The sequence below is a fragment of the Pseudomonas sp. MDT1-16 genome (genome assembly GCF_054898115.1).
Genome location: NZ_CM142717.1, coordinates 286,492 through 312,595 on the forward strand (window position 1 = coordinate 286,492; position 26,104 = coordinate 312,595).

Below are 26,104 nucleotides of genomic sequence, written 5' to 3' on the forward strand. Positions count from 1 at the left end.
ATGGAAACCCGAGCCCATCATGTATTGATCGGCCTGTTCACCGTGATTGTGGTGGCGGGCGCCCTGCTCTTCGGCTTGTGGCTGGCTAAATCCAGCGTCGACACCGAGTTCAAGGATTACGAAATTGTCTTCAACGAGGCCGTCAGCGGCCTGTCCAAGGGCAGCGCCGTGCAGTACAGCGGGATCAAGGTCGGCGACGTGGTGACCCTGCGTCTGGACCCGAAAGACCCGCGCCGGGTGTTGGCGCGAATTCGCCTGGGCGGCGAGACACCGATCAAGGAAGACACCCACGCGATACTGGCGCTGACCGGCATCACCGGCACCTCAATCATTCAGCTCAGCGGCGGTACTCCGCAGAGTCCGACGCTCAAGGGCAAGGACGGTGATTTACCGACGATCATTGCATCGCCCTCACCCATCGCCCGTCTGTTGAACGACAGCAATGACCTGATGGCTGGCGTGAACATGCTGATGCATAACGCCAACCAGATGTTTTCCGCGGAAAACGTCGCCCGTATCAGCAGCACCCTTGAACACTTGGAGCAAACCACCGGAACCATCGCCGACCAGCGCGGCGATATCCGTCAGGCGATGCAGCAACTGGGGGCTATCGGCAAGCAGGCCACCGCCACGCTGGAACAAACTGCCGCGCTGATGCGCAACGCCAACGGCTTGCTCAGCGATCAGGGCAAGCAGATGTTCGGCAGCGCCGAGCAGGCGATGAAGTCGCTGGAACAGAGCAGCGCGACCATCAACACGTTGCTCACGACCCATCAGGATTCTCTGAACAGCGGCATGCAAGGCCTCAACGGCCTGGCCCCGGCGGTGCGTGAGCTGCGCGATACCCTGACGTCGTTGCGGGCTATTTCCCAGCGCCTGGAAGCCAACCCCAGCGGTTACTTGCTGGGCAATGACAAGAACAAGGAGTTCACGCCATGAAGCTGACTCACCTCGCCCTCCTCGTCAGCTTCACGTTGGTCAGCTCCTGCTCGATCCTGCCCAAGTCCGAGCCGTCCGATGTCTATCGGTTGCCTTCAGCCCAGAGCAGCGCATCGGGCAGTCACGGGACGCCGCAGCGCTGGTCGCTGCGCCTGGCCAAGCCGCAGGCCAGCGAGGCCTTGAACAGCCCGAAGATCGCCGTGATCCCTCAGGGGGATCTGATCAGCAGCTACAAGGCCTCGCGCTGGAGCGACCCGGCACCGGTGTTGCTGCGCAATCGTCTGTTGGACGGTTTCCAGCGTGATGGTCGAGTTTCATTGCTGAGTACCGATGACAGCAACTTCCAGGCAGATCTTGAACTGGGCGGTAGCCTGCAGGCGTTCCAGACCGAGTACCAAGGCACGGCTGCAAGCGTGGTCGTGCGTCTGGATGCACTGCTGGTGCGCGGTTATGACCAGCGAATCCTCGCCAGCCGACGCTTTGAAGTACGCCAGCCATTGAGCGATGTGAAGGTGCCGGCGGTGGTGGCCGGGTTCGGACAGGCCAGTGATCAACTGACGGCGCAGGTGGTGGCTTGGGCGGTTGAGCAAGGACAGAAAGTTGCGCCGCCCCTTAGGCCCTGAGGCCAACGCAAACCCAATGTGGGAGCAAGCTCGCTTCCACAGGGGATCTCGGCTAGCCGAAGAACCAGTAGCAAACCCCGATGGCGCCTAGAACGCCAGCAAGCTCCGCCAGCAACGCACACCCCACCGCATGCCGCGCCCGCTGGATCCCCACTGCGCCGAAGTACACCGCCAATACATAGAAGGTCGTTTCGGTACTGCCCTGAATCGTCGCCGCCACCAGCGCCGGGAAGCTGTCCACGCCAGACGTTTTCATGGTTTCGATCAGCATCGCCCGGGCGGCACTGCCGGAGAACGGCTTGACCATGGCGGTCGGCAGCGCATCGACGAAGCGCGTGTCCCAACCGGCCCATTCCACAAAATGCCGAATCCCGTCCAGGCCAAAGTCCAGCGCTCCGGATGCCCGCAGCACGCCGACGGCACACAGCATCGCCACCAGATACGGCAGCAGGTTCTTGGCCACGTCGAAGCCTTCTTTGGCGCCTTCGATGAACGCTTCGTAGACCTTGACCTTACGTAACGCGCCGATCACCAGAAACAACATGATCAGCCCGAACAGCGTCAGGTTGCCGAGGATCGATGACAGGCCGGCCAGAGCGGTCGCCGAGAGCGTCGCCAGCAGCGCCATGAAGCTACCGAGGGCCAGGGCACCGGGAATCAAGTACGCGAGCACCACCGGGTCCCACAGGCGCAGACGCTGCATGAACGCCACCGACAGCAGGCCGACCAATGTCGAGCAACTGGTGGCGAGCAGGATGGGCAGGAACACCAAGGTCGGATCGGGCGCACCTTGCTGCGCGCGGTACATGAAGATCGTCACCGGCAGAAGGGTCAGGGAGGAGGCGTTGAGCACCAGGAACAGGATCTGCGCATTGCTGGCGATGGTGTCGCTGGGGTTGAGTTCTTGCAGCGCCTTCATGGCTTTAAGGCCGATCGGCGTGGCGGCGTTGTCCAGGCCCAGGCCATTGGCGGCAAAGTTCAGCGTGATCAGGCCGATGGCCGGGTGACCCGCCGGGACTTCGGGCATCAGGCGCAGAAACAATGGGCCGAGCGCCTTGGCCAGCCACTCGACGATCCCGGCCTTCTCGGCAATCCGTAGAAAGCCCAGCCACAGGGTCAGGGTGCCGAACAGCAGGACCATCACCTCGACCGACAATTTGGCCATGGCGAAAATGCTTTCCACCATCGCCGCGAAGATCCCGGCGTTACCGCCGATCAGCCATTGCGCCAGCGCCGAGATGGCGGCCACGATGAAGAAGCTTAGCCACAGGCCATTGAGCATCAGTTAAATCCCCCGAAGAATGCGGCGAATGATAGCGGGGTAGCCAGAAACGACAAACCCCGGATTTCTCCGGGGTTTGTTTTGGCTCTAATGCAGGATGACTCAGTGGCTGGTGACTTCACCGACCGGCAACTTTTCCTTGCTGCGCCAGTGCGGCAAGGAGTTCCAGTAGCGTTCGCCCTTGGCATCGTCGTACATGCCTTCCCAACGGGAGATGACCAATACGGCCAGGGCATTGCCGATCACGTTCAGCGCGGTTCGCGCCATGTCCATGATGCGGTCGACACCCGCGATAAATGCCAGGCCTTCGAGTGGAATGCCGACGCTGCCCAGGGTGGCCAGCAGCACCACGAAGGACACACCCGGTACGCCGGCGATGCCTTTGGAGGTGACCATCAAGGTCAGCACCAGCAGCAATTGCTGGCTGATGGACAGGTCGATGCCGTAGAGCTGGGCAATGAAGATTGCCGCGATGCTCTGGTACAGGGTCGAACCGTCGAGGTTGAACGAGTAGCCGGTCGGCACCACGAAGCTGCAAATGGCTTTCGGCGCGCCGTAGGCTTCCATCTTCTCGATAACGCGCGGCAGCACGGTTTCGGAACTGGCGGTGGAGTAGGCCAGCACCAGCTCATCCTTGAAGATGCGCATCAGCTTGATCACCGAGAAGCCAAACAGGCGAGCGATCAGGCCCAGCACCACGAAGGCAAAGAAGGCGATGGCGACGTAAACCAGGATCACCAGTTTGGCCAGCGGCAGCAGGGAGGCGAAACCGAAGTTGGCCACGGTCACCGCGATCAATGCGAAAACGCCGATCGGGGCGTAGTTCATGATCATGTGAGTGACTTTGAACATGCTTTCCGACACGCCCTGGAACATCTTCACCAGCGGCTCGCGCAGGTCCGATTGCAGGCTCGACAGACCGAGGCCGAACAATACGGAGAAGAAGATGATCGGCAGCATCTCGCCGCGTGCCATGGCCGCGAAGATGTTCGACGGGATCAGGTTGAGGAGGGTTTGGATGAACGCATGTTCATGCTGAACTTCGGCGGCAGTGGCCTGGTACTTGGAAATATCCACGGTGCCCAGGGTGCTCATGTCGATGCCGGTGCCCGGATGGAACACGTTGGCCAACACCAGACCGACCACGATGGCGATGGTGGTGACGATCTCGAAGTAAAGGATGGTCTTGAGGCCGATACGCCCAAGCTTCTTCGCGTCACCGACGCCTGCAATACCGACGATCAACGAAGAGATCACGATCGGGATCACAATCATCTTGATCAGACGGATAAAGATATCGCCTGCTGGTTGCAGGACGTTGCTGATCCACCAGGCTTTTTCGGCACTGAAATGGTTGAGCAGCGCACCGATTGCAATCCCCAATACCAGACCGATGAGGATCTGCCAGGCGAGGCTAAGCTTTGCCTTCTTCATATCTTTACCCTTACTTGCGTTTGACTCAGGCACATGCAAAAACTGGAACGCTTGTGGCGAAAAAGTCTTGTGCATCTACCCCCGTATAAGGTGCCCCGAAGCGATTGTTATCGGCTCTCTGGCAGGCGAAAAAGGCGCAACTATTCAGATGCAAGGACGCAACGTCTAATGCTGTAAACGCCTACCCTATGCCGAATCGGCATGAGATTTTTTTACTGAAACTCGCGTCCCAACCGGTTCGAATGCGACATTTCGGCAGGCATAAGTGCCGTGAACCGGCCATCACAGAGGAGGTTGGTTGTTTTTTAAGCGAGGGATTCGGGCAAAAAATTGGGAAAAAGCCTACGTTTAAACGCGAAACTTCTCTGTTTTTTAGGCGCAGCTTTCTCGATACACGGTCACAAAAAAAACACCGCGAAATTGTTTTGCGAGGGATTGACAGAGGTGCAGCGGGGATGCAAGCAGACGCTCTAGGACAACGGTTTGCACTGAAAAAGCTCTTCGCAAGTTCGTCTAGTCATGAGTGACCAGCGAACTTGCGTCGCAGCTTTTGCCTGACCCGGCCCTTGCGCAGGTACTCCCTGTACCCGTAGGTCACTCCGCCCCTGAAACAGACAGAACGTCCCGACCCCTTGGTCATGCGTCTACCTTCCTCGGGTAGCGCAGTTGGAAAGAAGCCATGCTGCTTCTTTCATGTTACGAATTCAGTACCAGTGTGGATCTTTCTTGAGTTGTTCCATCAACAGGTCCTGCATGCCCTGATCCGGCTTGCCGAGAAAGCGGTAGTCGGCATGTCGCGTGGGCGACTTGTCGGCCGGCAGTCCCGCAGGCACTTCAACTAACATGGCGTAGGCATTCTTCTTGTCGAAGCTGACGGCAACGATCAAGCGCTTGGTGAGGCATGTCGCCTGCGATTCGCAAAGCGGCCCGACAAGATACTTCTCACCCTCTTCTTCAACGGCATTCATTTGCTCGGCGTCGCCGGACAGGTTCATGACCCATTCCGGCAGGCGTTCTTCCTTCTGCACCACGCCTTGCCAGGTTTCGCGGTACTGCGGATCTGCATTGACCAGTTCATTGACCCGTGCCTGGCCGTCATTGGCCGCCATCGCCATGGCACAACCGCCCAGAAGCAGGGCGGCTGCCAGTGTTTTTAACGAAACGCTCATACTCAGCCTCGACCGCGACGGCCAAAGAAGAAGGAAGCAATAAACATCACCAGGAACACGACAAAGAGAATCTTGGCGATACCCGTGGCGGTGCCCGCGATACCACCGAAGCCCAATACCCCAGCGATGATGGCAATGATCAAGAATGTGATTGCCCAGCTCAACATGGTGATTCTCCTTACGCTTTTATTTAGAGATGTGACTTGTGGTGCTTTTCCCGGCGCATCGAACGCGCCAAGTTCGTGTGTTTAGAACACCCAACGTTCCTGACGAGGCATCTCATCCACAGGCTGAGCCTGGTCGACGTCCATCATTCGCATCGGGGCGCTGTCAGCCTGGTTATTGCTGGCCGCACTGAAATGGGTTTGGGTCGGATGCTGAATCGAGAGGCGTGGCGCTTCTTGCTGCTGGCTTTGCTCCCAACGCTGAAACTGCTGGCCGCCGATCAAGGTGATCAGTAGCGCCATAACAGCAAACAGACCTTGCTGGATATGCAGTGGCGAGAAACGCAATTGGGCGGCACGTTGGCGACTCATCCTGAAGCTCCTCCCACACTGGGGTGATCTTGTTGGGCGCCGTTTAAGTGCCCTGGGTTAATCAGACTGTTGCAGCCTGCATGCCAGCTTTTCATGATGATAAAAATTAATAAAATCAATTGGTTATGAATGAAGCGGAATTCGGATCGGACGCATCCTGCACGATGGTCCTTTTGAAGTCGTGCGTAATGCACGATAGTTTCGTAGGAGATTTCAATATTTTTGAATTGCGAGGAGGGCATGGATGTCACAAGGGGACACCGGTAACTGCCTGCGAGCCGGCTATCTGATAAAAAAACAACAAAATCAGGCGATTAGCCGTAGGGTGCTGAGAGAACTACGCTGCTGTAGCTGGAATCGACCAGAATCAACCATGCAACTTGCCCGATTTTTCCGGGACTAACCAAGATCATTCATTAAGGAGCGTAGGAAAATGGAATCAGCCACTGAGCATCAAGGCCGCATTCTGCTGGTGGACGATGAGTCTGCCATCCTGCGTACTTTTCGCTATTGCCTCGAAGATGAAGGCTACAGCGTCGCTACCGCCAACAGCGCCGCCCAGGCCGATGCGCTGCTTCAGCGCCAAGTCTTCGACCTGTGCTTCCTCGACCTGCGTCTGGGTGAAGACAACGGCCTCGATGTGCTGGCCCAAATGCGCATTCAGGCACCCTGGATGAGGGTGGTGATCGTCACCGCTCATTCGGCTGTGGACACCGCCGTGGATGCCATTCAGGCCGGTGCCGCCGACTATCTGGTCAAGCCTTGTAGCCCCGACCAATTGCGTCTGGCCACCGCCAAACAGTTGGAAGTGCGGCAACTGTCGGCACGTCTGGAAGCCCTTGAAGGCGAAGTGCGCAAACCCAGGGATGGCCTGGACTCCCACAGCCCGGCCATGAAGGTAGTGCTTGAGACCGCCCGCCAAGTGGCCAGCACCGATGCCAATATTTTGATTCTCGGCGAGTCCGGCACCGGTAAAGGTGAGCTGTCCCAGGCCATTCACGGCTGGAGCAAGCGTGCGAAGAAATCCTGCGTCACGATCAACTGCCCGTCCCTGACCGCCGAACTCATGGAAAGCGAGCTCTTCGGCCATAGCCGTGGCGCGTTCACCGGTGCCAGCGAAAGCACCTTGGGGCGAGTCAATCAGGCCGATGGCGGGACGCTGTTTCTTGACGAGATCGGCGATTTTCCCCTGACGTTGCAACCAAAGTTGCTGCGTTTTATTCAGGACAAAGAGTACGAGCGCGTAGGCGATCCGGTGACCCGCCGCGCCGATGTGCGAATTCTCGCGGCCACCAACCTCAACCTCGAAGACATGGTGCGCGACGGTCGTTTCCGTGAAGACCTGCTCTACCGCCTGAACGTCATCACCTTGCACCTGCCGCCTCTTCGCGAGCGCCGGGAAGATATTGTGAATCTGGCCGATCGCTTTCTGGCCCGTTTCGTCAAGGAGTACGCGCGTCCGGCTCGTGGCTTCAGCGACGAAGCCCGCGAAGCGCTGCTCGGCTACCGCTGGCCGGGGAACATCCGGGAGTTGCGCAACGTTGTGGAGCGGGCAAGCATTATTTGTCTACAGGAGCGGGTCGAGATCAGCCACCTGGGCATGGCCGAAACCCCGGTCAACAACGCACCACGCATCGGCGCTGCGCTGAGTCTGGATGAGTTGGAAAAAGCCCACATCGGAGCGGTCCTCGCCACCGCAGACACACTGGACCAGGCCGCCAAGACCCTGGGTATCGATGCCTCGACGTTGTACCGCAAACGCAAGCAGTACAACTTGTGAGCTGTCTGCGATGAAACTGGCGATGAAGTTGCGCACCCGGCTGTTTCTGAGTATTTCCGCACTGATCACCGTGGCGCTGCTTGGGCTGTTGCTCGGGCTGGTCAGCGTCATGCAGATGGCGGGTACCCAGGAAGCGCTGATTCGCAATAGTTTCGTCACGCTAGACCTAGGGCTGAAATTGCGTCAGACCCTGGGCGATCAACTGATCATCATGCTCAGCGAAAAGCCAGATCCTGCGGCGTTCGAGGCGTCCAGGCAGCATTATTTTCAGTTGCTTGATGACGGTGTTGCCCATGCCCGGACGGGTGATGAGCTCCAGTACGGCTTCGAGCAGGCCAAGGCTGACTACCAGAGCTTTCTGCAAGCGTACGACTCGTCACGTGACTCGACGCACGTGTTGAGTGGCAACGAAGTACTCACCGAAAAATTCAATGCACTGCGCAATGGTTTGATCGCCGAGCACAAGCGTGCGCTGGATAACATCAATGCCACCGAACGGCAGGCTCGGGAGAGGGCGTTGCTGGTTGCCGGCCTGCTCGGGCTTGTGGGGCTGGCGGTGCTGATCATCGGCTTCGTCACCGCCCACGCTATTGCTCGGCGTTTTGGTGCACCGATCGAGGCCTTGGCTCAGGCGGCGGACCACATCGGCCAAGGTAATTTCGAAGTGACGCTGCCGATTTCCTCGGCAGTGGAAATGAACCAGCTGACCAAACGATTCGGGATCATGGCCGAGGCCTTGCGCGAGCATCAGGCCACCAATGTCCATGAGCTGCTCGCAGGCCAGCAACGTTTGCAGGCCGTGCTTGACAGCATCGATGATGGGTTGCTGATGATCGACCGCGATGGTCGTTTGGAACACCTCAACCCCGTGGCGCAGCGTCAGTTGGGTTGGGACACCGATCGTCTCGGTCAAGGTCTGGGGACGGCGCTTGAGCGTCCCGAACTCGATGAACAGCTGCAACTGGTGCTACGCGGCGGCACCTTGGAGCGAGCGCCGGAAGACCTGAGTATCGAGGTCGACGGTGAGTCGCGGTTGCTGACCTTTAGCCTGACACCGGTCAGCCATACACAGGGCCATATTCTCGGCGCCGTGATGGTGCTGCATGACGTCACCGAACAGCGTGCATTTGAACGGGTGCGCAGCGAGTTCGTACTGCGCGCCTCCCATGAATTGCGAACGCCGGTCACTGGGATGCACATGGCGTTCGGCCTATTCCGCGAGCGCGCGCACTTTGCCGAGGACTCGCGTGAAGCTGATTTGCTGGATACCGTGAACGAAGAGATGCAGCGCTTGATGCAGTTGATTAACGATCTGCTGAACTTCTCCCGCTATCAGAACGGATTACAGAAACTCACGCTGGCGCCGTGCGCCATCGAGGAGTTGCTGGAACAGGCCCGGGAGCGTTTTGCCGGCCCTGCAAAAGAGCAGCGCATCGACCTGTCGGTGGAGGTGCAAGGGCCGTTACCGCGATTGCAGGCTGATCAGCCGCAGCTGGACCGGGTGCTCGATAACCTGATCGACAACGCAATGCGCCACACTGCCCCCGGCGGGCAAATACGTTTGCAGGCTCGACGCCATGGAGAGCGAGTCATTATTAGCGTCGAGGATAACGGTGAAGGCATTGCCTACGGCCAGCAGGGGCGGATTTTCGAACCCTTTGTACAGGTGGGTCGCAAGAAGGGGGGGGCCGGGCTCGGTCTGGCACTGTGCAAGGAAATCGTGCAGTTGCACGGCGGACGGATGGGCGTTTATTCGCGGCCAGGGCAGGGCACCCAGTTCTATATGGCGCTGTCGGTATAAGCCGCAGCAGCTTCAGGCTTCGTCATCGAGGCGTCGAGCGGCCAATCGGCGGCCACCGGTAATCAGCTCGATGAACTGCACCGCACTCAACGCACGGGCGAAGAGCCAACCTTGGCCGAACTTCACGCCTTCACTGCTCAGAAACGCCGCCTGGGATTCATGTTCGATGCCTTCGGCAATGACTTTGAGTTGCAGGGCCTGGGCCATGTGAATGATGTGCGGTGCGACACCGCTACTCGCAGCGTCATGACCCAGCGCATCGATAAACGCCTTATCGATTTTCAGGCAGTCGACTGGCAGGGTTTGCAGATAGGCGAGGCTGCAATAGCCGGTGCCAAAGTCATCAATCAGCACCTGATGCCCCACATCCCGCAAGGCTTGCAGGTTTTCCCGAGCGACGACGACATCGATCAATCCTCGCTCGGTGACCTCAAAGGCAATTTGCTTTGCTGCGACGCGGTGCAAGGTCAGCAGGCGCGCCATCACCTGGCCAATACGCGGCACCATGACGTCGCAGGCCGCCAGATTGACCGAAATGTACAGTTGTGGATTGGCCCGCAACAATTGACCCAGTTGCTCAAGCAGGCGTTGCAGGACGAAGTCGGTCATTTGGCGGATCTGGCCGGTGTTCTCCGCCATCGGAATGAACAGGTCGGGGCTGGTCAGGGTGCCGTCCGGCCTTCGCCAGCGCAACAAGGCTTCTGCTCCGACACAGTTGCGACTGTCGAGGTCGAAGATCGGTTGGTACAACACCTGCAACTCGCCTCGCCGTATGGCGCCACTGAGTTCGGCGTCCAGCGACTGTCGCTGGCGCACTAACAGAAGCACCAGAAAGCCCACACACACCGCCAGCACCAGGCTGGCCGGTAGCAACCACCACCAAGCCGCAGGCACATGCATGCCGGTGCGCGGGCTGATCAGCACCAATTGGTATTCCGGATTGTTGGTGGGCATGCGGTAAATCAAGCGGGACTGCGTGATCTGTAGCGCGTCGCTGCTTTTCGGGGGCCAGGGTTCGGTCGGTGGCCAGACCTGTGAGACACCCAGTACCGGAATCGCGCGCGTGCCGTCGAGTACCACCAGCAGGCTGCTTCCCGGTGGCAAGTCGACCATGTCAGTCAAGTGTCCGCGAGACGTCGCGACACGAAAATTACCGCGCCCGAGCATCAGTGCGGCACGGTTTTCATCGGGTTCGGTGGTGGTGTTCAGCCAGTAACTGTAGGTCGGGCCTTTGATGTCCGGCGGTCTTGTCATCGACAGCCCTTCCTGGCGGGGGCGGTTGGAGCAGATCCGCGAGGCATCCATATAGGCGGCTTCGTAAACGAAACGGTAATTGAAGCTGACCTGCTGCAAGGTTGCGATCATTTCGTCATCGCAGCCCCGTAACGGCTGGGCTTCCAGGTCGTCGAGGCTTTCACGCAACTGCCCGAACAGTTGCTCCAGACGAGCAAGGAAGCGCTCGCCTTGGGCATTCATCTCTTCGCTTTCGCTCTGCTCGACTTGATGCATGGCCACGAACAGGCTGCCGGCCATCAGGAGTGTCGCGCTCAAGGCAGCAGCCAGTATCGCCAAAAACCATGGGCGACAGAACCAACTACGTAATGTCTCTCGAGCAGCAGGCATAGGGAATATCCGAAGAATTACCAATGAGTTATAGCTGCTGATTGGAAAAAAAGCCCTGACCGTCGGGCGGGCGTCATTATTTTGTCTGATTCAAGACTTGTAGAAGCGCCGCGGTTTGCGCATCCGGTGTGCCATCGAAACGAGACGGTCGGAAATGCATCTGAAAGGCCGTAATCACATGACGCGTCGCAACATCCAGTTCGCCGGTTTGCGGCGTGGGATAACCCAGACGGGCCAGCTGTGCCTGAAACCAACTGATGGTTGGCGGCTGTACTTCGAACTGTGCCTGCTGACGCGTTACGGCCTGCTCGTTCGGCCAGATACCAAGGCCTTCGGCAGCCAGACGCTTCCAGGGAAACATCGGGCCCGGATCCAGCTTGCGCAGCGGTGCGATGTCGCTATGGCCGATGATGTTGCGGGGGCTGATGGCGTAACGCTTGCTGATGTCTTTGAGCAGAATGATCAAGGACTGGACCTGGGCTTCGCTATAGGGGTACCAGAGACGCCCTGTTGGGATGATTTTGAAGCCCGGATTGACGATTTCGATGCCAATGGAGCTGGAGTTCAACCAGGTTCGGCCTTCCCATTCGCTTTCCCCTGCATGCCAGGACCGGAGATTTTCATCCACCAGCTTATAGATAGTGGCGTTTTTGTCGTCGCCAATCAGGTAGTGGCTGCTGACCTCGCCATGGGTCAGCAGTTGCAGCGAACGTTCCAGTGACGCGGAGGTGTAATGCACCACCACGAACTGAATGCGGCTGTCGTGATTGGCTGAAGGGTGACGGGTGTCAAACCGTGGGCCGCTGGCACAACCGGCCAACAGAATCAGCGACACGACGAGGGCTAGGTATTTCATGGCAGAAGGCAACACACGCAAGTCAGTAATGCAACAGTGTAACGTACTGCCTTGCACTCAGACGGCCAGCGCGAAGTTTTAAACAAAATGGAACAATTGACCGTCAGCCCAGTTCCACCCGGTTGCGGCCTGCATGTTTTGCCCGATATAGCGCCTGATCGGCTCTTTTCAGCACCAGATCGCTATGTTCGCCGGGCTTGAACGCAGTCAGTCCCATGGAAGTGGTGATGGTCACCGGCTCACCCTTGAAGTGGAACGGGCAGGCTTCGATCGACGCGCGCAGGTTTTCCAGCAGTTTCGCGCCGACAGCCGGTACTGTCGCGGGCATCAACAGGACGAACTCCTCACCACCAAACCGGGCAATGAAATCCGTCCCGCGCAGGCGCTTGCGGAGCACGCTGGCGATGATTTTCAACACTTTGTCGCCCGCCAGGTGACCATAGTTATCGTTGATACGTTTGAAATGGTCGAGGTCGAGCATTGCCAGCAACAGGGAGTTGCCCTGTTGTTGCCATTGGCTGATTTCCTGATCCAGCTGTTCACTCCAGGCAGCCCGGTTAGGCAGGCCGGTCAGTGGATCGATCAAGGCTTTCTGGCGTTGCTCTTCGAGATGCTCGCGGTAGCCCAAGGCTTCCTGCTCCATGTGCGCAACGCGTTCGGCCAGACCATGAAGGCGGGCCGCGACCTCCTGCTCGCGCTCGTCACGCTGCCTCTGGTGTTGGTCCATGGTGCCGAGCAGGCCTTCCAGATGGTTTTCCAGGACGTGCTTGAGATCGTCCAGGTCGGCCGCGTCCTGCATGCTGTTCTGCAAGCCGTCGACCTGCTCGCGGATCTGGGTGTCCATCTTGCGTGCGGCAGAACGGTTGTCGGCATGGCCCTCGCTGGCGGCTTGCAAGTTGCTTTGGAACGACTCGAGGCGTTCGTTGAGCTGCTGCAAATAGGCTTCGAATTCGTGCTGGCCGCTGTCGGTGATGGCTAGCATCAAGGTTGCCAGATCATCGAGGATTGGCAGCAATTCATACCAGTTCAGGCCATTTTTCAGTCGATCACGCATGGCTTCGGCTTGCGGACGATGACGCTCGGGGAGCGTCAGGTCGTCGAGTAAGCCCAGAAGCGTGTCTTCGATGTGCTTGGCCACCGAGCTATAAGACGGTTCGGGTGAGTCCGGCAGGGCGTAGAGAGTATCCGGCTCGGATTGGTCTGGACCTGCGGTGGCCAACATTTGGGCCATGGCCGGGGGCAGCGGCAGGCTGTCGAGGTAGACCACCGGGGTTAATTCGTCGGGATTGAGTGCCGGTTGAGCCTGAGTTGCTGGCTCGATAATCAAAGGAGCCAGTTCTTCTGGAGGTTCAAGGCCCGGTTGCGGTGGCGTCTCTGGTATCGGGTCGGGTGCTTGCTGCGGCTCAAGCACTGGCGGGATAAACGCTACAACGGCAGGAGAAGGCGCTGCTGCGGGCGATTGTGTCTCGATCGTCAGTCGCTCGGGTGCAGCAACGGGAGCGGCGACGTGTACGACCGCCACTTGCGGCTTATCGACGTCTGGCGCGAGATCGACGTTTACCTGTGGTCTCTCGGCATGAGGCACCGCCATCGATTCGGTATACTGCGTGGCGGGCGTCGGAATAGCGGCGGGGGTGACCTGGAATGCCGTTTCATCCGTTTCACGGCTACCAAACAGCCGCTGCAGCAAACCTGGGCGGCCGGGTTCCGCGGGGTTTTCGAGCTGACCCAAGGCTTTGCCTTGCAGGCCACTCAGTTCGCTGAGCAGCAACGGAATTTCGCGCGCCTGCCCGACCCTGGTATCCAGATGCTTGGCGAAGTTTTTCAGCGGCCGGCTTATTTCCCGGGGCAGTGGTAATGTTTGCAGCTGGGAGACCAGCGCGGTCAGTGCGACGCTGGTCTGATTGACCCGTGTTTCCCGGCGCTGTTCGGAGTCGAGCACGGCTTTTTCCAGCCGCGGAAGTAGGGCGGCCAGGCCGGCGTCCATGTCATCGGAGCGCAGGATTTCGCGCATTTCCTTCATGCACTGGTCAACAGCGCGATCGGTGCCCTCTGCGGCCAGGGTACTGCGCACCAGGCCGCGGCGCAGCAGATCGAGCCGGGCGTCCCATCGACGCTCGAGCTTTTCCTGTTGTTCGATGCTTTTGAGGTATTTCTCTTTCCAGCGCTGTGCTTCGTCGCTCATTCATGGGATCCGCGAGGGGCAGGACTCAACGCGGGCAATGCATCAGCCGTGAGCGAACCCGGCAGACGAATCTCTACCGCGACCGGCAGGTGATCGGAAATGGGTTGTGCCAGCACCTCGACCTTTTCAAGGGTCAGGGTCGGGCTCAGCAAAATATGGTCCAGGCAACGCTGCGGACGCCAGCTGGGAAAGGTCGCTTCCAGTTGCGGCGCGAGCAGGCCGAGGTCACGCAATGGAGAGTTTTGCAGCAAGTCACTGGCGTGGGTGTTCATGTCACCCATCAGCACCTGGTGTTTATAGCCGCCGATCAACTCGCGGATGTACGACAGCTGCATCGTGCGCGTGCGCGCGCCCAGCGCCAGGTGCATCATCACCACCACCAGCGCTTCCGGACCTTCGCCGAAGCGCACCAGAATTGCCCCGCGCCCCTTGGGCCCCGGCAGCGGATGATCTTCAATCGCCCACGGGCGCAGGCGGCTGAGCACGCCATTGCTGTGCTGGCCGAGGCGACCGAGGTTGCGATTGAGTTGTTGATACCAGTAGGGGAATGCACCGAGCTGGGCGAGGTGTTCCACCTGGTTGACGTAGCCTGATCGCAGGCTGCCGCCATCGGCCTCCTGCAAGGCGACCAGATCGAAGTCGCCCAACAGATTGCCGATCTTTTGCAGATTGTCGGCACGCCCGGTGTGCGGCAACAGATGCTGCCAGCCCCGGGTCAGGTAGTGCCGATAGCGCTCGGTACTGATGCCGACCTGGATGTTGAAACTGAGCAAGCGCAGACGGCTGTCTGCGGGCAAGCCCGTCGATTCCAGATGATGCTCGTTGACCCGCGGACCATGCAGGCCAACGACGCGTTCAGTACCCCAGCGGCGCATGGCAGGGGCCGGGCTTAGTTGGCAGCAGCCTTGTTAGCCGCTCGCTCTTGGTCGACCAGTTTGTCGGCCAGTTTCAGGGCTTGCTCGGCACCGCCGGCAGAACCTACGTCGAAGCGATATTTACCGTTGACGACCATGGTTGGAACGCCGGATATCTCGTACTTCTTCGCCAGCTCTTTGGCCTGGACGATTTTGCCTTTGATGGCGAAAGAGTCAAAAGTGGCCAGGAACTTGTCCTTGTCTACACCTTGGGTCGCCAGGAAGTCTGCCATCTCATCCTTGTCGACCAGCTTCTTGTGTTCTTTCTGAATGGCGTTGAACACCGCAGCGTGAACCTTGTTCTCGACACCCATGGCTTCGAGGGTCAGGAACATTTGACCGTGAGCGTCCCATGGGCCGCCGAACATGGCCGGAATACGCACGAAGTTCACGTCCGAAGGCAGCTTTTCAACCCAAGGATTGATCACCGGCTCAAAGGCGTAGCAGTGCGGGCAGCCGTACCAGAACAGCTCCACGACCTCGATCTTGCCAGGTACAGCCACCGGGACAGATTTGCTCAACTCGACATAAGGCGCTGCTGGTGCTTCGGCGGCTTGGGCGGCGTTCATGCCGAACAGGCTGGCAGCGACGAGAGCGGCGCTGATGATCAGATTACGCATGCTTTACTCCTGGACAATTTGGGTCGCCTCGCGCGACCTGTTTTCAGACAGATCCTGGCGGGCTTGAGTTCTGTAGTGTAACGGCAGCGGCCACAAAAAAGGGCGGCCAAAGCCACCCTTTTTATGCTTGCATCGACGGATTAATCGAGCGTTAACGTTGCAGGAGATGTGCACCTCTCGCAACGCCCGATTCGCCGGCCTTAGTGCAGGCCTTGAATGTAACTGGACACCGCTGCGATATCCTCGTCGCTCAGCTTTTTAGCGATGGTCTGCATGGTTTTGACGTCGCCATCGTTTGTGCGGCCGCCTTCTTCCTTGCGGAAGTCGGTCAGTTGCTTGGCGATGTATTGAGCGTGTTGGCCGCCCAGGTGCGGGAAACCGGCAGCCGCGTTACCCTTGCCGTCCGGCGAGTGGCAGCCGGTGCAGGCTGGCAGGCCTTTGGCCAGGTCGCCACCACGGAACAGTGCTTCACCGCGAGCCACGACTTTCGGGTCGGCGGCGCCAACACTGCCTTTCTGGCTGGCGAAGTAAGCGGACATATCGGCCAGGTCCTGATCGCTCAGGTTGGTCAGCAGGCCGGTCATTTCCAGCACCGTGCGTTTGCCGGACTTGATGTCGACCAGCTGCTTGTTCAGATAACGTTCGCCCTGGCCTGCCAGTTTCGGAAAGTTAGGCGCCATACTATTGCCATCCGGGCCATGACAGGCGCCACATACTGCGGCTTTCGCCTGACCAGCAGTCGCATCACCTGCAGCATGGGCAATGCCGGAGATCCCCACGGTCAACAGCAGACTCACGATCAATTTGTTCATCAGCTAATCCAACTACGGCTAAGGGTTAAAGAGTTATGGGCCTGGATCACTCGCTCATCCACTGGATGATTGCTCGGTAATCCTCGGCACTGCAGTCCATGCACAAACCACGCGGCGGCATCGCCTTGAAACCCTGGGTTACGTGTTGCACCAGCGTCCCCATACCTTTCGCCAACCTCGGCGTCCAAGCTTCCTGATCGCCCTTTTTAGGCGCCATGGGTAGTTGGCCGGAATGACAAGCAACACAAACACGGTTGTACACAGCTTCCGGATCCTGTGTAGCCTGAGCGCTGTAAAGCGGCATCAAGACACCGGCAGCTAGCAGCCATTTCGTCATAAAACGACCTTTTCAGGGTTGAGAGCGTGCTGCGTTCTAGTGCGCAATCAAGGTCAATCGCTCTCGTGAACTTCATCCTACGCTGGGACAAAGCGCACACAAAATCTGCGGCATTATATACTGGCGTCACTGAAACGGAAACGACACTGCTCGCCGCGTCCATTCCCGGCGCCGCCCACATCGGAAATCCCATGCAACTCAAGAACCCCATCCTCGGTCTGTGCCAACAGTCCACCTTCATGCTCAGCGCCGCCAAAGTCGACCAATGTCCCGACGACGAAGGCTTTGAAGTGGCCTTCGCCGGGCGTTCCAACGCCGGCAAATCCAGTGCTCTGAACACCCTGACGCACGCCAGTCTGGCGCGAACCTCGAAAACTCCGGGGCGCACGCAGCTCTTGAACTTCTTCAAGCTAGACGATGATCGCCGTCTGGTCGACCTGCCGGGTTACGGTTACGCGAAAGTACCCATCCCGTTGAAGCTGCACTGGCAGCGTCACCTGGAAGCGTATCTGGGTGGTCGCGAGAGTTTGAAAGGTCTGATTTTGATGATGGACATCCGTCATCCAATGACCGACTTCGACCTGTTAATGCTTGACTGGGCCGTCGCCAGCGGCATGCCGATGCACATTTTGCTGACCAAAGCCGACAAGCTGACTTACGGCGCGGCGAAAAACGTCCTGCTCAAGGTTCAGGCAGACATCCGCAAGGGCTGGGGTGATGCGATCAGTATCCAACTGTTCTCGGCACCAAAACGCATGGGCCTGGAAGACGCCTACACTGTACTGGCGGGCTGGATGGAACTTGCGGACAAGGGCGCGGAGCTTGCCGAGTAAGCTGTCCACACAAAAGCAGCAGACAAAAAAAACCCCGGACTTCTTATGGGGAGGGGGAAGTTCCGGGGTTCAAGTTCCGAACCGCTAGGGCGGGGTCCAGATATCTGCCAACACTTAACACAACATTAGGAGCATCGAAGGGCTTCACCACCCATTCAGTAACTCTGAGTGGCGATTCCGGAGATTAGTTCAGAATTTTTTAAAAAGCCTTTGGAATAGCCCAGCGAGTTTACCGAACTAAGAGCCCCTTCGCCCTCTCTGCCGCGGCACTATGCCGCAGCGGAAGTCGTCTTTTCAGACGGCTCAGTGAGCCTCATCCCAATTATTTCCTACGCCAACCTCGACCAACAGCGGCACATCAAGCTTCGCTGCATCGCTCATGTGCACGCGAATTTCATCACGGACCTGGTCGACCAAATCTTCCCGCACTTCCAGGACCAATTCATCGTGCACCTGCAGGATGACTTTGGCATCGAGGCCTGACGCTGTCAGCCAGCTGTCCACGGCAATCATGGCTTTCTTGATGATGTCCGCGGCGGTGCCTTGCATCGGGGCGTTGATCGCTGTGCGTTCGGCACCTTTGCGCAGGGCCGGGTTTTTTGCGTTGATCTCCGGCAGGTACAAGCGACGACCAAAGATGGTTTCGACGAAACCTTGTTCGGCGGCTTGGGTGCGGGTGCGCTCCATGTATTCCAGCACGCCCGGGTAACGGGCGAAGTAACGGTCGATGTAGGCCTGGGATTGCTTGCGATCAACGCCAATCTGCTTGGCCAGGCCAAACGCGCTCATGCCATAGATCAAACCGAAGTTGATCGCCTTGGCGCTGCGCCGTTGGTCGGTGGTGACGTCCCCCAGTTCAACCCCGAAGACTTCCGCTGCGGTGGCTTTGTGCACGTCCAGATCGTTGCGGAAGGCGTGCAGCAAACCTTCGTCCTTGGCCAGGTGAGCCATGATCCGCAGTTCGATCTGTGAATAGTCGGCGGCCAGCAGCTTGTAGCCTTTGGGTGCGACGAACGCCTGACGAATCCGACGACCTTCGGCGGTGCGGATCGGAATATTCTGCAAGTTCGGATCGCTGGACGACAAACGCCCGGTCGCCGCTACGGCTTGGTGGTAAGAGGTGTGAATCCGTCCGGTGCGCGGGTTGATCTGCTCTGGCAGGCGATCGGTGTAGGTGCTTTTCAGCTTGCTCATCGAGCGGTACTGCATTAGCACTTTGGGTAGCGGGAAATCCTGTTCGGCCAGTTCCGCCAGCACGGCTTCGGCGGTGGACGCCTGGCCCTTGGCGGTTTTGCTGAGGATCGGCAGGCCGAGTTTTTCATACAGGATCACGCCCAATTGCTTCGGCGAGCCGAGGTTGAATTCTTCCCCGGCGATGGCGAACGCCTCACGCTCGAGGGCGACCATTTTCTCGCCCAGTTCCACGCTCTGAATGCCCAGCAGGTTGGCATCGACCAGCGCACCTTGGCGTTCGATTCGTGCCAGCACCGGCACCAACGGCATTTCGATTTCGCTCAGAACCTTGCTCAGGCTCGCAATTGCGTTGAGCTTTTCCTGCAAGGTTTGATGGAGGCGCAGCGTCACGTCGGCGTCTTCGGCGGCGTAAGGCCCGGCCAGCTCCAGGGAGATCTGGTCAAAGGTCAGTTGCTTGGCGCCCTTGCCAGCGATGTCCTGAAAACTGGTGGTGGTGTGATTCAGGTACTTCAGCGCCAGGCTGTCCATGTCGTGACGGGTCGCGGTGGAGTCCAGTACATAGGATTCAAGCATCGTGTCGAAAGCGACGCCTTGGACGGTGATGCCGCAGCTCTGATCGCCACCGATGGCGCAGTTGGCCAGGATGTTCATGTCGAATTTGGCGTGTTGGCCGACCTTAAGCTTGTTCGGGTCTTCCAGGATCGGTTTCAGTGCCCGCAGCACGGTGTCGCGATCAAGTTGGTCGGGCACGCCCATGTAGGAATGGGTCAGCGGGATGTAGGCCGCTTCGTTGGCTTGTACAGCGAAAGACAGACCGACCAGTTGCGCCTGCTGCGCATCGATGCCAGTGGTTTCGGTGTCAAAGGCAATCAGCTTGGCGTCGTTGAGCTTCTTCAGCCACAGGTCGAAGTCTGCCTGGGTGAGGATCGTTGTGTACTTGAGCTCAGTCTCGACAGCGGCTTCTTCAGCCACCGGAGCAGTCACTTCCTGGCCGGAACGCTTGGCGTCGCGCTGGTTATCTTCGAACCAGCTCTTGAACTCCAGCAGGGTATAGAGCTCGGCAAGTTTGTCGTGATCCGGCTTGCCCATTTGCAGGTCGTCGAGGCCGATATCCAGCGGCACGTCGATCTTGATGGTGGCCAATTGATAGGAGAGAAACGCCATCTCCTTGTGCTCTTCGAGCTTGGCCGGCAGGGTCTTGGCCCCGCGAATCGGTAGGGTTGGGACGATGTCGAGCTGCGCATAGAGCTCAGTCAGACCACCATTTACACCGACCAACAGGCCGGAAGCAGTCTTCGGACCAATGCCCGGAACGCCCGGAATGTTGTCGGAAGAATCGCCCATCAGTGCCAGGTAATCGATGATCTGCTCGGGAGCGACGCCGAATTTCTCCTTCACGCCCTCCACGTCCAGCGCGCTACCGGTCATGGTATTGACCAAGGTAATGTGGCCGTCGACCAATTGCGCCATGTCCTTGTCACCGGTGGAGATCACCACCGGGCGGTCGGCCGCCGCGCTGCTGCGGGCCAGGGTACCGATCACGTCATCGGCCTCGACGCCTTCGACGCACAACAGCGGAAAACCCAGGGCGATCACGCTTTGGTGCAGTGGCTCGATTTGCACGCGCATGTCGTCGGGCATGCTCGGACGGTTGGCCTTGTATTCGGCGTACATGTCATCGCGAAATGTCCCACCCTTGGCGTCGAACACCACGGCGAACGGACTGTCCGGGTACTGCTTGCGCAGGCTCTTGAGCATGTTCAATACGCCCTTGACCGCACCGGTCGGCAGGCCTTTGGACGTGGTCAGCGGAGGGAGGGCGTGAAAGGCGCGGTACAGGTAAGAAGAACCGTCCACCAGGACGAGGGGGGCTTGGCTCATGAGCAGGATCAACCTTTTCGGCGGGTCCGGCGCTAGAATAGCGGGACCGTTGACGACAAAGGGACAAGGTTATCATGCGCACACTAAATCGCTTGCTGCTGGCTGGCTTGTTTGCAATCGCACCATTGGCCGTCATGGCGGCGGACGATGCGCCCTCGTCGGACCCAGATGTCACCATTCGCACGGAAGGCGATAAAACCATCCAGGAATACCGCCAAAACGGTTTCCTGTACGCGATCAAGGTCACACCGAAGGGCGCACCGCCTTACTTTCTGGTGCGCGCGGACGGGACGGATGCAAACTTCATCCGCTCGGATCAGCCGGATATGCTGATTCCGTCATGGAAGATTTTTGAGTGGAAGTAGTTTCTTAATTTCAATCGGCGCTGGCTCAAGCAGCGGCGCCCGTACTGGCAGTTCAAACATGTCTGTGTTCACCCCGCTGGCTCGGCCCGAGCTGGAAACCTTTCTCGCCCCTTACGGGCTCGGCCGCCTGCTTGATTTCCAGGGGATTGCCGCTGGTAGCGAAAACACCAATTTCTTTATCAGCCTGGAGCAGGGCGAATTTGTCCTGACCCTCGTTGAGCGTGGTCCGGTGCAGGAGATGCCGTTCTTCATTGAACTGCTCGACGTGCTGCATGACGCTGACCTGCCAGTGCCTTATGCATTGCGCACCACCGACGGCGTCGCCTTGCGCGAACTGGCCGGCAAACCTGCGCTGTTGCAGCCGCGTCTGGCCGGCAAGCACATCAAGGAAGCCAACGCGCAGCATTGCGCTCAGGTCGGCGAGTTGCTCGGTCATCTGCACCTTGCAACCCGGGCCAACATGATCAAACGCAAGACCGATCGCGGCCTGGACTGGATGCTGGAGGAGGGCACGCAGTTGCTGTCGCACCTGAATGCCGAGCAGAGCGATCTGCTGCAACGGGCTCTGGACGAAATCACACAGCAGAAGACGAAAATTCTGGCGCTGCCGCGAGCCAACATCCACGCCGACCTGTTCCGCGATAACGCGATGTTCGAAGGCACTCACCTGACCGGGCTGATCGACTTCTACAACGCCTGTTCGGGGCCGATGCTCTACGACGTGGCGATTGCGTTGAACGACTGGTGTTCAGACGAGGACGGGTTGATCGTCGGACCACGAGCGCGGGCGTTACTCGGCGCTTATGCGGCGTTGCGGCCGTTTACCGCAGCCGAAGCCGAGTTGTGGCCGACCCTGTTGCGGGTGGCGTGTGTGCGGTTCTGGTTGTCGCGGTTGATCGCGGCGGAGTCTTTCGCCGGGCAGGACGTGTTGATTCACGATCCGATGGAGTTTCAACAGCGTCTGGCGCAGCGTCAGAAGATCAGTACGCCGTTACCTTTCGCCCTTTAAAAGCTTCGCGGGCAAGCCTCGCTCCCACGGGATAGTGCAATTCCCTGTAGGAGCGAGGCTTGCCCGCGAATGGGGCGCCGCAGATCCTGCGCTTACAACGACTCCAGACACCCCGCCAAATCGTTCCCCAACTTCTCCAGCACCTGCTCATACCCCTGAGCGGTCGCCGGCGTGTACCCGCCCAGCGCGTCCAGTTCCGCGAGTTTCACCGGCAGACCCGCCACCAGGGTTTCCGCCAGGCGCGGACGCAACGGCGGCTCGCTGAACACACAGGTTTTGCCGACTTCCTGCAGTCGAGTGCGCATCGCCGCGACATGCTGGGCGCCGGGTTGTACCTCGGCCGCGACGCTGAATACGCCGGCATGCTTGAGGCCGTAGGCGTCTTCAAAGTAGTCGAAGGCCTCGTGGAAAACGAAGTACGGTTTTCCTGCGATGCCGGCCAGACGCGCCTTCAAGCGAAGATCCATCGCATCCAGACGCTCATCGAACGCCTTGAGGTTGCTCTGATAGCGCGCCGCATTGGAAGGATCGGCTGCACTCAGGTCTGCGGCCATTTTGTTGGCGATGACACGAGCGTTGACCGGCGAAAGCCACAAGTGCGAGTCGAGATTGCCGGGGCGGTGGTCGTGATCATGTTCGTCGGCTTCTTCTGCATGAGAGGGGCTATCTTTGGCGAAACGTCGCAGTTTAAGGCCCGGCAGGTCTTGCACAGCGACGCTTGGCAGCGTACGACCTTTCAACACGCGAGGCAGGAAACCTTCCATGTCCGGACCGATCCAGTAAACCAGGTCCACCGATTGCACCTTCCGTACGTCGGAGGGGCGCAAGGCATAGTTATGAGGCGAGGCGCCAGGCGGCAGCAAGACTTCCGGAATCGCCACACCGTCCTGCACCGCAGCGGCGATCAGCTGTAGAGGCTTGATACTGGTGAGAACTTTGACGTCGGCATGAGCTGAACCCATCAGCAGAAAACTTGCGACAAATGCGACAAAGATAGAAAAAAGTCGGGACACGATGACCACTCAAAGAGGCGAGAACGGGTAACATAATAACGTCTCTCACAAAACTCGTCGCCGCTCATGCCTAAAACACCGATTGCCAGCCGTCCCCACGACCACTCTCATTGCGTCCACAGCGCATTGTCTGAGGCCGATAGTCTGTGCGCACGTCAAGGCCTGCGCCTGACCGCCTTGCGCCGGCGGGTGCTGGAACTGGTATGGCAAAGCCACAAGCCGTTGGGTGCCTACGACATTCTCGCGGTGCTCAGCGAGCAGGACGGCCGCCGTGCGGCGCCGCCGACCGTGTACCGTGCACTGGATTTCCTGCTGGAAAACGGCCTCGTACACCGCATCTCCTCGCTGAACGCTTTCGTCGGCTGCAATCACCCGGGACACGCCCACCAGGGCCAGTTCCTGATCTGCCGTGAATGCCACGCCGCGATTGAACTTGAACAAAAATCCATCAGCGACGCGATTATCAATAGCGCAAAGGATGTCGGGTTCGTCGTCGAAGGCCAGACCGTTGAAGTAGTCGGCCTCTGCTCGGGTTGCCAGGGGGTTTGATGAGCAATGCGCTGATCCGCCTCGAGCAGGTTGTCGTGACCTTTGCCGGGAAAAACGTGCTGGACAACATTGAGCTGAGCGTCGAGCCCGGGCAGATCGTCACCCTGATCGGCCCCAATGGTGCCGGCAAGACGACTCTGGTTCGCGCCGTTCTCGGTCTGTTGAAACCGGACAGCGGCAGCGTGTGGCGCAAGCCGAAACTGCGGGTCGGTTACATGCCGCAAAAACTTCACGTCGACCCGACGCTGCCACTGTCGGTGCTGCGCTTCTTGCGTCTGGTGCCGGGCGTAGAACGCGCCACGGCCTTGGCGGCACTCAAGGAAGTCGGCGCCGAACAGGTGATCGACAGCCCGGTGCAAAGTGTTTCCGGTGGCGAAATGCAGCGGGTGCTGTTGGCCCGGGCATTGCTGCGCGAACCGGAATTGCTGGTGCTCGACGAACCTGTGCAAGGCGTCGACGTGGCCGGTCAGGCCGAGCTTTACAGCCTGATCACCCGATTGCGTGACCGTCACGGCTGCGGCGTGTTGATGGTGTCCCACGATCTGCACCTGGTGATGAGCACCACCGACCAGGTGGTCTGCCTCAACCGTCACGTCTGCTGCTCCGGGCACCCCGAGCAGGTTAGTGGCGATCCGGCTTTCGTCGAGCTGTTCGGAAAGAATGCACAAAGCCTGGCGATTTATCACCACCATCACGACCACGCCCATGACTTGCATGGTTCGGTGGTCAGCGCGGCCCCGTTGGCCCCTACCCACGTTCACGGAGATGGCTGCAAGCATGGCTGATTTTCTGCTCTACGCCCTGCTTGCAGGTCTGGCCCTGGCGTTGGTCGCGGGCCCGCTGGGTTCGTTCGTGGTCTGGCGGCGCATGGCCTATTTCGGCGACACCCTTTCCCATGCCGCGCTGCTTGGCGTGGCACTGGGCTTTCTGCTGGATGTCAGCCCGACCGTTGCGGTCACCGTAGGCTGTTTGCTGTTAGCCGTGCTGCTGGTGACCTTGCAACAGCGCCAACCACTGGCGTCCGACACGCTTTTGGGAATTCTCGCACCGAGCACGCTCTCTCTGGGCTTGGTCGTACTAAGCTTCATGCACGAAGTGCGGATCGACCTGATGGCCTATCTATTCGGCGACCTGCTGGCGATCAGTCCGACCGATCTGGCCTGGATACTCGGCGGCAGCGCGGCCGTTCTGGCCTTGCTGGTGACGTTGTGGCGGCCATTGCTGGCGATCACGGTGCACGAAGAATTGGCCAGGGTTGAAGGTCTGCCGGTGGCGGCGTTGCGCTTGACCCTGATGTTGCTGATCGCTGTGGTGATCGCGGTGGCGATGAAAATCGTCGGTGTATTGCTGATTACCTCACTGCTGATCATCCCGGCGGCTGCGGCACAACGTCACGCCCGGTCACCGGAGCAGATGGCATTGGGCGCGAGCCTGCTGGGTATGCTCGCGGTCTGTGGCGGGCTGTCGCTTTCATGGTTCAAAGACACCCCGGCGGGCCCATCGATTGTTGTGACGGCCGCCGCACTGTTTCTGCTGAGTTTTGTCCTGCCCCGTCGAGGGGTGTAGACTTGCTCGTTTTTTGCGCAAATAGAGAGTCGCAGGAATGAAGTCGTTCGCCTCCCGTTATCTGCTCCTTGTCGCATTTTCGCTGCTACTGGGCGCTTGCCAAAGCACGCCACCGGCGGCCACCGAGGCTACCGGTGCACGGGCCACGGCCATCGCACAGCTGGAAAAAAACCTCGCCAGCAGCGAACTGGCGACTGCCGAAGATCAACTGGCTGCCTTGCAGGCCGAGTCGCCCAATGATCAAGCCCTTGAGCAATACCAGCGGCAACTGGCCGAAGCCTATCTGCGCCGCAGTCAAATCGTGCTGCAGAAAGGCGACGTGAATGCGGCTGCCACGGCGCTAAGCCGCGCCCGGGCGTTGATGCCCAAGGCGCCGGCGCTGACGGGTGGGGTCAACAACGCCATCGTTGATGCCCGCAAAGCTGAACTGGATAGAGCCGAAGCGGCGCTCATGGCAGCCGAAGCCAAGCCACAGGCCAACGTCATAGATCCGACGGCTGAAAGCACCACAGTTGCGTTGAGCCTGACGGATATGACGAAGCTTCGTCGCCAATTGGATGCGATCGCCGCTGATGTGGTGAATTACCAATGCGACGTGAGTATTCAGGCGCCACGCACCCAGGACTACCCTTGGTTGGCCACGTTGCTGACCAAGCGCGTGAAGAAGCTCGATGCGGATTTTGATCTGAACCTGAAGAAGCAGATTCTGCGCAACGTTCCTGCGCAGATGGTTTTGAGCCCGCGTAAACCTTAAAAGCATCGCGGGCAAGCCTCGCTCCTACA

25 protein-coding genes are annotated in these 26,104 nt (G+C 59.1%); 11 read left to right on the top strand and 14 right to left on the bottom strand.

Annotated features, from left to right (window positions below; translation table 11 throughout):
- Nucleotides 1-939 (top strand): MlaD family protein, encoded by a 939-nt coding sequence (locus tag ACYZT3_RS01270; protein ID WP_282379658.1) that lies wholly within the window; start codon nt 1-3, stop codon nt 937-939.
- A complete protein-coding gene (locus ACYZT3_RS01275) occupies nt 936-1,562 on the top strand; it encodes an ABC-type transport auxiliary lipoprotein family protein (RefSeq protein ID WP_282379656.1) in 627 nt (208 codons plus the stop codon). The genes ACYZT3_RS01270 and ACYZT3_RS01275 overlap by 4 nt, the downstream gene beginning before the upstream one ends.
- Before the next feature lie 52 nt (nt 1,563-1,614).
- Here the strand turns inward: ACYZT3_RS01275 and ACYZT3_RS01280 are convergent, their stop codons facing one another.
- The 5 genes from ACYZT3_RS01280 to ACYZT3_RS01300 all read right to left on the bottom strand — a co-directional run bounded on the left by ACYZT3_RS01280 (nt 1,615) and on the right by ACYZT3_RS01300 (nt 5,983).
- Nucleotides 1,615-2,844, bottom strand: a complete 1,230-nt coding sequence (locus ACYZT3_RS01280; RefSeq protein WP_462031342.1) for a nucleoside recognition domain-containing protein — start codon at nt 2,842-2,844, stop codon at nt 1,615-1,617.
- A 102-nt stretch (nt 2,845-2,946) separates the two neighbouring features.
- A complete protein-coding gene (gltP, locus tag ACYZT3_RS01285; protein WP_462031343.1) occupies nt 2,947-4,278 on the bottom strand; it encodes a glutamate/aspartate:proton symporter GltP in 1,332 nt (443 codons plus the stop codon).
- 704 nt (nt 4,279-4,982) lie between these two features.
- Complete coding sequence (locus ACYZT3_RS01290; RefSeq protein WP_462031344.1) at nt 4,983-5,447, bottom strand: inhibitor of vertebrate lysozyme family protein; 465 nt, start codon at nt 5,445-5,447, stop codon at nt 4,983-4,985.
- A 2-nt stretch (nt 5,448-5,449) separates the two neighbouring features.
- Complete coding sequence (locus ACYZT3_RS01295) at nt 5,450-5,614, bottom strand: DUF1328 domain-containing protein (RefSeq protein ID WP_282379648.1); 165 nt, start codon at nt 5,612-5,614, stop codon at nt 5,450-5,452.
- An 81-nt stretch (nt 5,615-5,695) separates the two neighbouring features.
- Nucleotides 5,696-5,983, bottom strand: coding sequence for a hypothetical protein (locus ACYZT3_RS01300; RefSeq protein ID WP_282379646.1), 288 nt, complete (start codon nt 5,981-5,983; stop codon nt 5,696-5,698).
- Between the two features lie 433 nt (nt 5,984-6,416).
- Here ACYZT3_RS01300 and algB point away from each other — a divergent pair, with 433 nt between their 5' ends.
- Both algB and ACYZT3_RS01310 read left to right on the top strand, forming a co-directional pair.
- Nucleotides 6,417-7,763: a sigma-54-dependent response regulator transcription factor AlgB gene (gene algB / locus ACYZT3_RS01305; RefSeq protein WP_282379644.1), complete on the top strand. Its 1,347-nt coding sequence runs from the start codon at nt 6,417-6,419 to the stop codon at nt 7,761-7,763.
- A 10-nt stretch (nt 7,764-7,773) separates the two neighbouring features.
- A complete protein-coding gene (locus ACYZT3_RS01310) occupies nt 7,774-9,564 on the top strand; it encodes a KinB sensor domain-containing domain (protein WP_462031345.1) in 1,791 nt (596 codons plus the stop codon).
- Nucleotides 9,565-9,576: 12 nt separating this feature from the next.
- On the opposite strand, the gene ACYZT3_RS01315 is transcribed toward ACYZT3_RS01310, so the two are convergent.
- The 7 genes from ACYZT3_RS01315 to ACYZT3_RS01345 all read right to left on the bottom strand — a co-directional run bounded on the left by ACYZT3_RS01315 (nt 9,577) and on the right by ACYZT3_RS01345 (nt 16,911).
- Nucleotides 9,577-11,187, bottom strand: coding sequence for an EAL domain-containing protein (locus ACYZT3_RS01315; protein WP_282379640.1), 1,611 nt, complete (start codon nt 11,185-11,187; stop codon nt 9,577-9,579).
- A gap of 76 nt (nt 11,188-11,263) precedes the next feature.
- Nucleotides 11,264-12,043 carry an N-acetylmuramoyl-L-alanine amidase gene (locus ACYZT3_RS01320; RefSeq protein ID WP_282379637.1) on the bottom strand — a complete coding sequence of 260 codons (780 nt, stop codon included), beginning with the start codon at nt 12,041-12,043 and terminating at the stop codon, nt 11,264-11,266.
- 103 nt (nt 12,044-12,146) lie between these two features.
- Nucleotides 12,147-14,228, bottom strand: coding sequence for a GGDEF domain-containing protein (locus ACYZT3_RS01325; RefSeq protein WP_462031346.1), 2,082 nt, complete (start codon nt 14,226-14,228; stop codon nt 12,147-12,149).
- A complete protein-coding gene (locus tag ACYZT3_RS01330) occupies nt 14,225-15,103 on the bottom strand; it encodes an endonuclease/exonuclease/phosphatase family protein (protein WP_462031347.1) in 879 nt (292 codons plus the stop codon). Before ACYZT3_RS01330 ends, ACYZT3_RS01325 begins: the two co-directional genes overlap by 4 nt.
- Nucleotides 15,104-15,117: 14 nt before the next feature.
- Nucleotides 15,118-15,762, bottom strand: coding sequence for a thiol:disulfide interchange protein DsbA/DsbL (locus ACYZT3_RS01335; protein WP_282379631.1), 645 nt, complete (start codon nt 15,760-15,762; stop codon nt 15,118-15,120).
- A 200-nt stretch (nt 15,763-15,962) separates the two neighbouring features.
- Nucleotides 15,963-16,574: a c-type cytochrome gene (locus ACYZT3_RS01340; protein WP_282379629.1), complete on the bottom strand. Its 612-nt coding sequence runs from the start codon at nt 16,572-16,574 to the stop codon at nt 15,963-15,965.
- Nucleotides 16,575-16,620: 46 nt separating this feature from the next.
- Nucleotides 16,621-16,911 carry a c-type cytochrome gene (locus ACYZT3_RS01345; protein WP_282379627.1) on the bottom strand — a complete coding sequence of 97 codons (291 nt, stop codon included), beginning with the start codon at nt 16,909-16,911 and terminating at the stop codon, nt 16,621-16,623.
- Between the two features lie 191 nt (nt 16,912-17,102).
- Between ACYZT3_RS01345 and yihA the strand changes: the two genes are divergently transcribed.
- Nucleotides 17,103-17,744, top strand: a complete 642-nt coding sequence (gene yihA / locus ACYZT3_RS01350; RefSeq protein ID WP_046044882.1) for a ribosome biogenesis GTP-binding protein YihA/YsxC — start codon at nt 17,103-17,105, stop codon at nt 17,742-17,744.
- Nucleotides 17,745-18,047: 303 nt separating this feature from the next.
- Here yihA and polA read toward each other — a convergent pair whose 3' ends face one another.
- On the bottom strand, nt 18,048-20,819 hold the full coding sequence (gene polA, locus ACYZT3_RS01355; RefSeq protein ID WP_282379622.1) for a DNA polymerase I: 2,772 nt from the start codon (nt 20,817-20,819) through the stop codon (nt 18,048-18,050).
- Nucleotides 20,820-20,893: 74 nt separating this feature from the next.
- Here polA and ACYZT3_RS01360 point away from each other — a divergent pair, with 74 nt between their 5' ends.
- Nucleotides 20,894-21,184: a DUF2782 domain-containing protein gene (locus ACYZT3_RS01360; RefSeq protein ID WP_282379620.1), complete on the top strand. Its 291-nt coding sequence runs from the start codon at nt 20,894-20,896 to the stop codon at nt 21,182-21,184.
- A 58-nt stretch (nt 21,185-21,242) separates the two neighbouring features.
- A complete protein-coding gene (locus ACYZT3_RS01365; RefSeq protein WP_282379618.1) occupies nt 21,243-22,193 on the top strand; it encodes a homoserine kinase in 951 nt (316 codons plus the stop codon).
- A 92-nt stretch (nt 22,194-22,285) separates the two neighbouring features.
- Here ACYZT3_RS01365 and ACYZT3_RS01370 read toward each other — a convergent pair whose 3' ends face one another.
- Nucleotides 22,286-23,206 carry a zinc ABC transporter substrate-binding protein gene (locus tag ACYZT3_RS01370; RefSeq protein ID WP_462031348.1) on the bottom strand — a complete coding sequence of 307 codons (921 nt, stop codon included), beginning with the start codon at nt 23,204-23,206 and terminating at the stop codon, nt 22,286-22,288.
- A 66-nt stretch (nt 23,207-23,272) separates the two neighbouring features.
- Between ACYZT3_RS01370 and zur the strand changes: the two genes are divergently transcribed.
- The 4 genes from zur to ACYZT3_RS01390 are packed head-to-tail and all read left to right on the top strand — an operon-like array spanning nt 23,273 to nt 26,075.
- Nucleotides 23,273-23,755 (top strand): zinc uptake transcriptional repressor Zur, encoded by a 483-nt coding sequence (zur, locus tag ACYZT3_RS01375; protein WP_282379614.1) that lies wholly within the window; start codon nt 23,273-23,275, stop codon nt 23,753-23,755.
- Nucleotides 23,755-24,540: a zinc ABC transporter ATP-binding protein ZnuC gene (gene znuC / locus ACYZT3_RS01380; protein ID WP_462031349.1), complete on the top strand. Its 786-nt coding sequence runs from the start codon at nt 23,755-23,757 to the stop codon at nt 24,538-24,540. Before zur ends, znuC begins: the two co-directional genes overlap by 1 nt.
- Nucleotides 24,533-25,321, top strand: coding sequence for a zinc ABC transporter permease subunit ZnuB (znuB, locus tag ACYZT3_RS01385; RefSeq protein WP_056738429.1), 789 nt, complete (start codon nt 24,533-24,535; stop codon nt 25,319-25,321). Before znuC ends, znuB begins: the two co-directional genes overlap by 8 nt.
- 37 nt (nt 25,322-25,358) lie before the next feature.
- Nucleotides 25,359-26,075 (top strand): PA5502 family lipoprotein, encoded by a 717-nt coding sequence (locus tag ACYZT3_RS01390; RefSeq protein WP_462031350.1) that lies wholly within the window; start codon nt 25,359-25,361, stop codon nt 26,073-26,075.
- The last annotated feature ends 29 nt before the right edge of the window (nt 26,076-26,104 follow it).

Bases quoted from the DNA above. Each gene is read 5' to 3' on its own strand.
- ACYZT3_RS01390 (WP_462031350.1), top strand. From the start codon at position 25,359: ATGAAGTCGTTCGCCTCCCGTTATCTGCTCCTTGTCGCATTTTCGCTG.
- ACYZT3_RS01295 (WP_282379648.1), bottom strand. From the start codon at position 5,614: ATGTTGAGCTGGGCAATCACATTCTTGATCATTGCCATCATCGCTGGG.
- zur (WP_282379614.1), top strand. From the start codon at position 23,273: ATGCCTAAAACACCGATTGCCAGCCGTCCCCACGACCACTCTCATTGC.
- ACYZT3_RS01320 (WP_282379637.1), bottom strand. From the start codon at position 12,043: ATGAAATACCTAGCCCTCGTCGTGTCGCTGATTCTGTTGGCCGGTTGT.
- ACYZT3_RS01325 (WP_462031346.1), bottom strand. From the start codon at position 14,228: ATGAGCGACGAAGCACAGCGCTGGAAAGAGAAATACCTCAAAAGCATC.
- ACYZT3_RS01270 (WP_282379658.1), top strand. From the start codon at position 1: ATGGAAACCCGAGCCCATCATGTATTGATCGGCCTGTTCACCGTGATT.
- polA (WP_282379622.1), bottom strand. From the start codon at position 20,819: ATGAGCCAAGCCCCCCTCGTCCTGGTGGACGGTTCTTCTTACCTGTAC.
- ACYZT3_RS01335 (WP_282379631.1), bottom strand. From the start codon at position 15,762: ATGCGTAATCTGATCATCAGCGCCGCTCTCGTCGCTGCCAGCCTGTTC.
- ACYZT3_RS01365 (WP_282379618.1), top strand. From the start codon at position 21,243: ATGTCTGTGTTCACCCCGCTGGCTCGGCCCGAGCTGGAAACCTTTCTC.
- ACYZT3_RS01330 (WP_462031347.1), bottom strand. From the start codon at position 15,103: ATGCGCCGCTGGGGTACTGAACGCGTCGTTGGCCTGCATGGTCCGCGG.
- ACYZT3_RS01290 (WP_462031344.1), bottom strand. From the start codon at position 5,447: ATGAGCGTTTCGTTAAAAACACTGGCAGCCGCCCTGCTTCTGGGCGGT.
- ACYZT3_RS01360 (WP_282379620.1), top strand. From the start codon at position 20,894: ATGCGCACACTAAATCGCTTGCTGCTGGCTGGCTTGTTTGCAATCGCA.
- znuB (WP_056738429.1), top strand. From the start codon at position 24,533: ATGGCTGATTTTCTGCTCTACGCCCTGCTTGCAGGTCTGGCCCTGGCG.
- algB (WP_282379644.1), top strand. From the start codon at position 6,417: ATGGAATCAGCCACTGAGCATCAAGGCCGCATTCTGCTGGTGGACGAT.
- ACYZT3_RS01340 (WP_282379629.1), bottom strand. From the start codon at position 16,574: ATGAACAAATTGATCGTGAGTCTGCTGTTGACCGTGGGGATCTCCGGC.
- znuC (WP_462031349.1), top strand. From the start codon at position 23,755: ATGAGCAATGCGCTGATCCGCCTCGAGCAGGTTGTCGTGACCTTTGCC.
- ACYZT3_RS01310 (WP_462031345.1), top strand. From the start codon at position 7,774: ATGAAACTGGCGATGAAGTTGCGCACCCGGCTGTTTCTGAGTATTTCC.
- ACYZT3_RS01315 (WP_282379640.1), bottom strand. From the start codon at position 11,187: ATGCCTGCTGCTCGAGAGACATTACGTAGTTGGTTCTGTCGCCCATGG.
- ACYZT3_RS01280 (WP_462031342.1), bottom strand. From the start codon at position 2,844: ATGCTCAATGGCCTGTGGCTAAGCTTCTTCATCGTGGCCGCCATCTCG.
- ACYZT3_RS01300 (WP_282379646.1), bottom strand. From the start codon at position 5,983: ATGAGTCGCCAACGTGCCGCCCAATTGCGTTTCTCGCCACTGCATATC.
- gltP (WP_462031343.1), bottom strand. From the start codon at position 4,278: ATGAAGAAGGCAAAGCTTAGCCTCGCCTGGCAGATCCTCATCGGTCTG.
- ACYZT3_RS01345 (WP_282379627.1), bottom strand. From the start codon at position 16,911: ATGACGAAATGGCTGCTAGCTGCCGGTGTCTTGATGCCGCTTTACAGC.
- ACYZT3_RS01275 (WP_282379656.1), top strand. From the start codon at position 936: ATGAAGCTGACTCACCTCGCCCTCCTCGTCAGCTTCACGTTGGTCAGC.
- yihA (WP_046044882.1), top strand. From the start codon at position 17,103: ATGCAACTCAAGAACCCCATCCTCGGTCTGTGCCAACAGTCCACCTTC.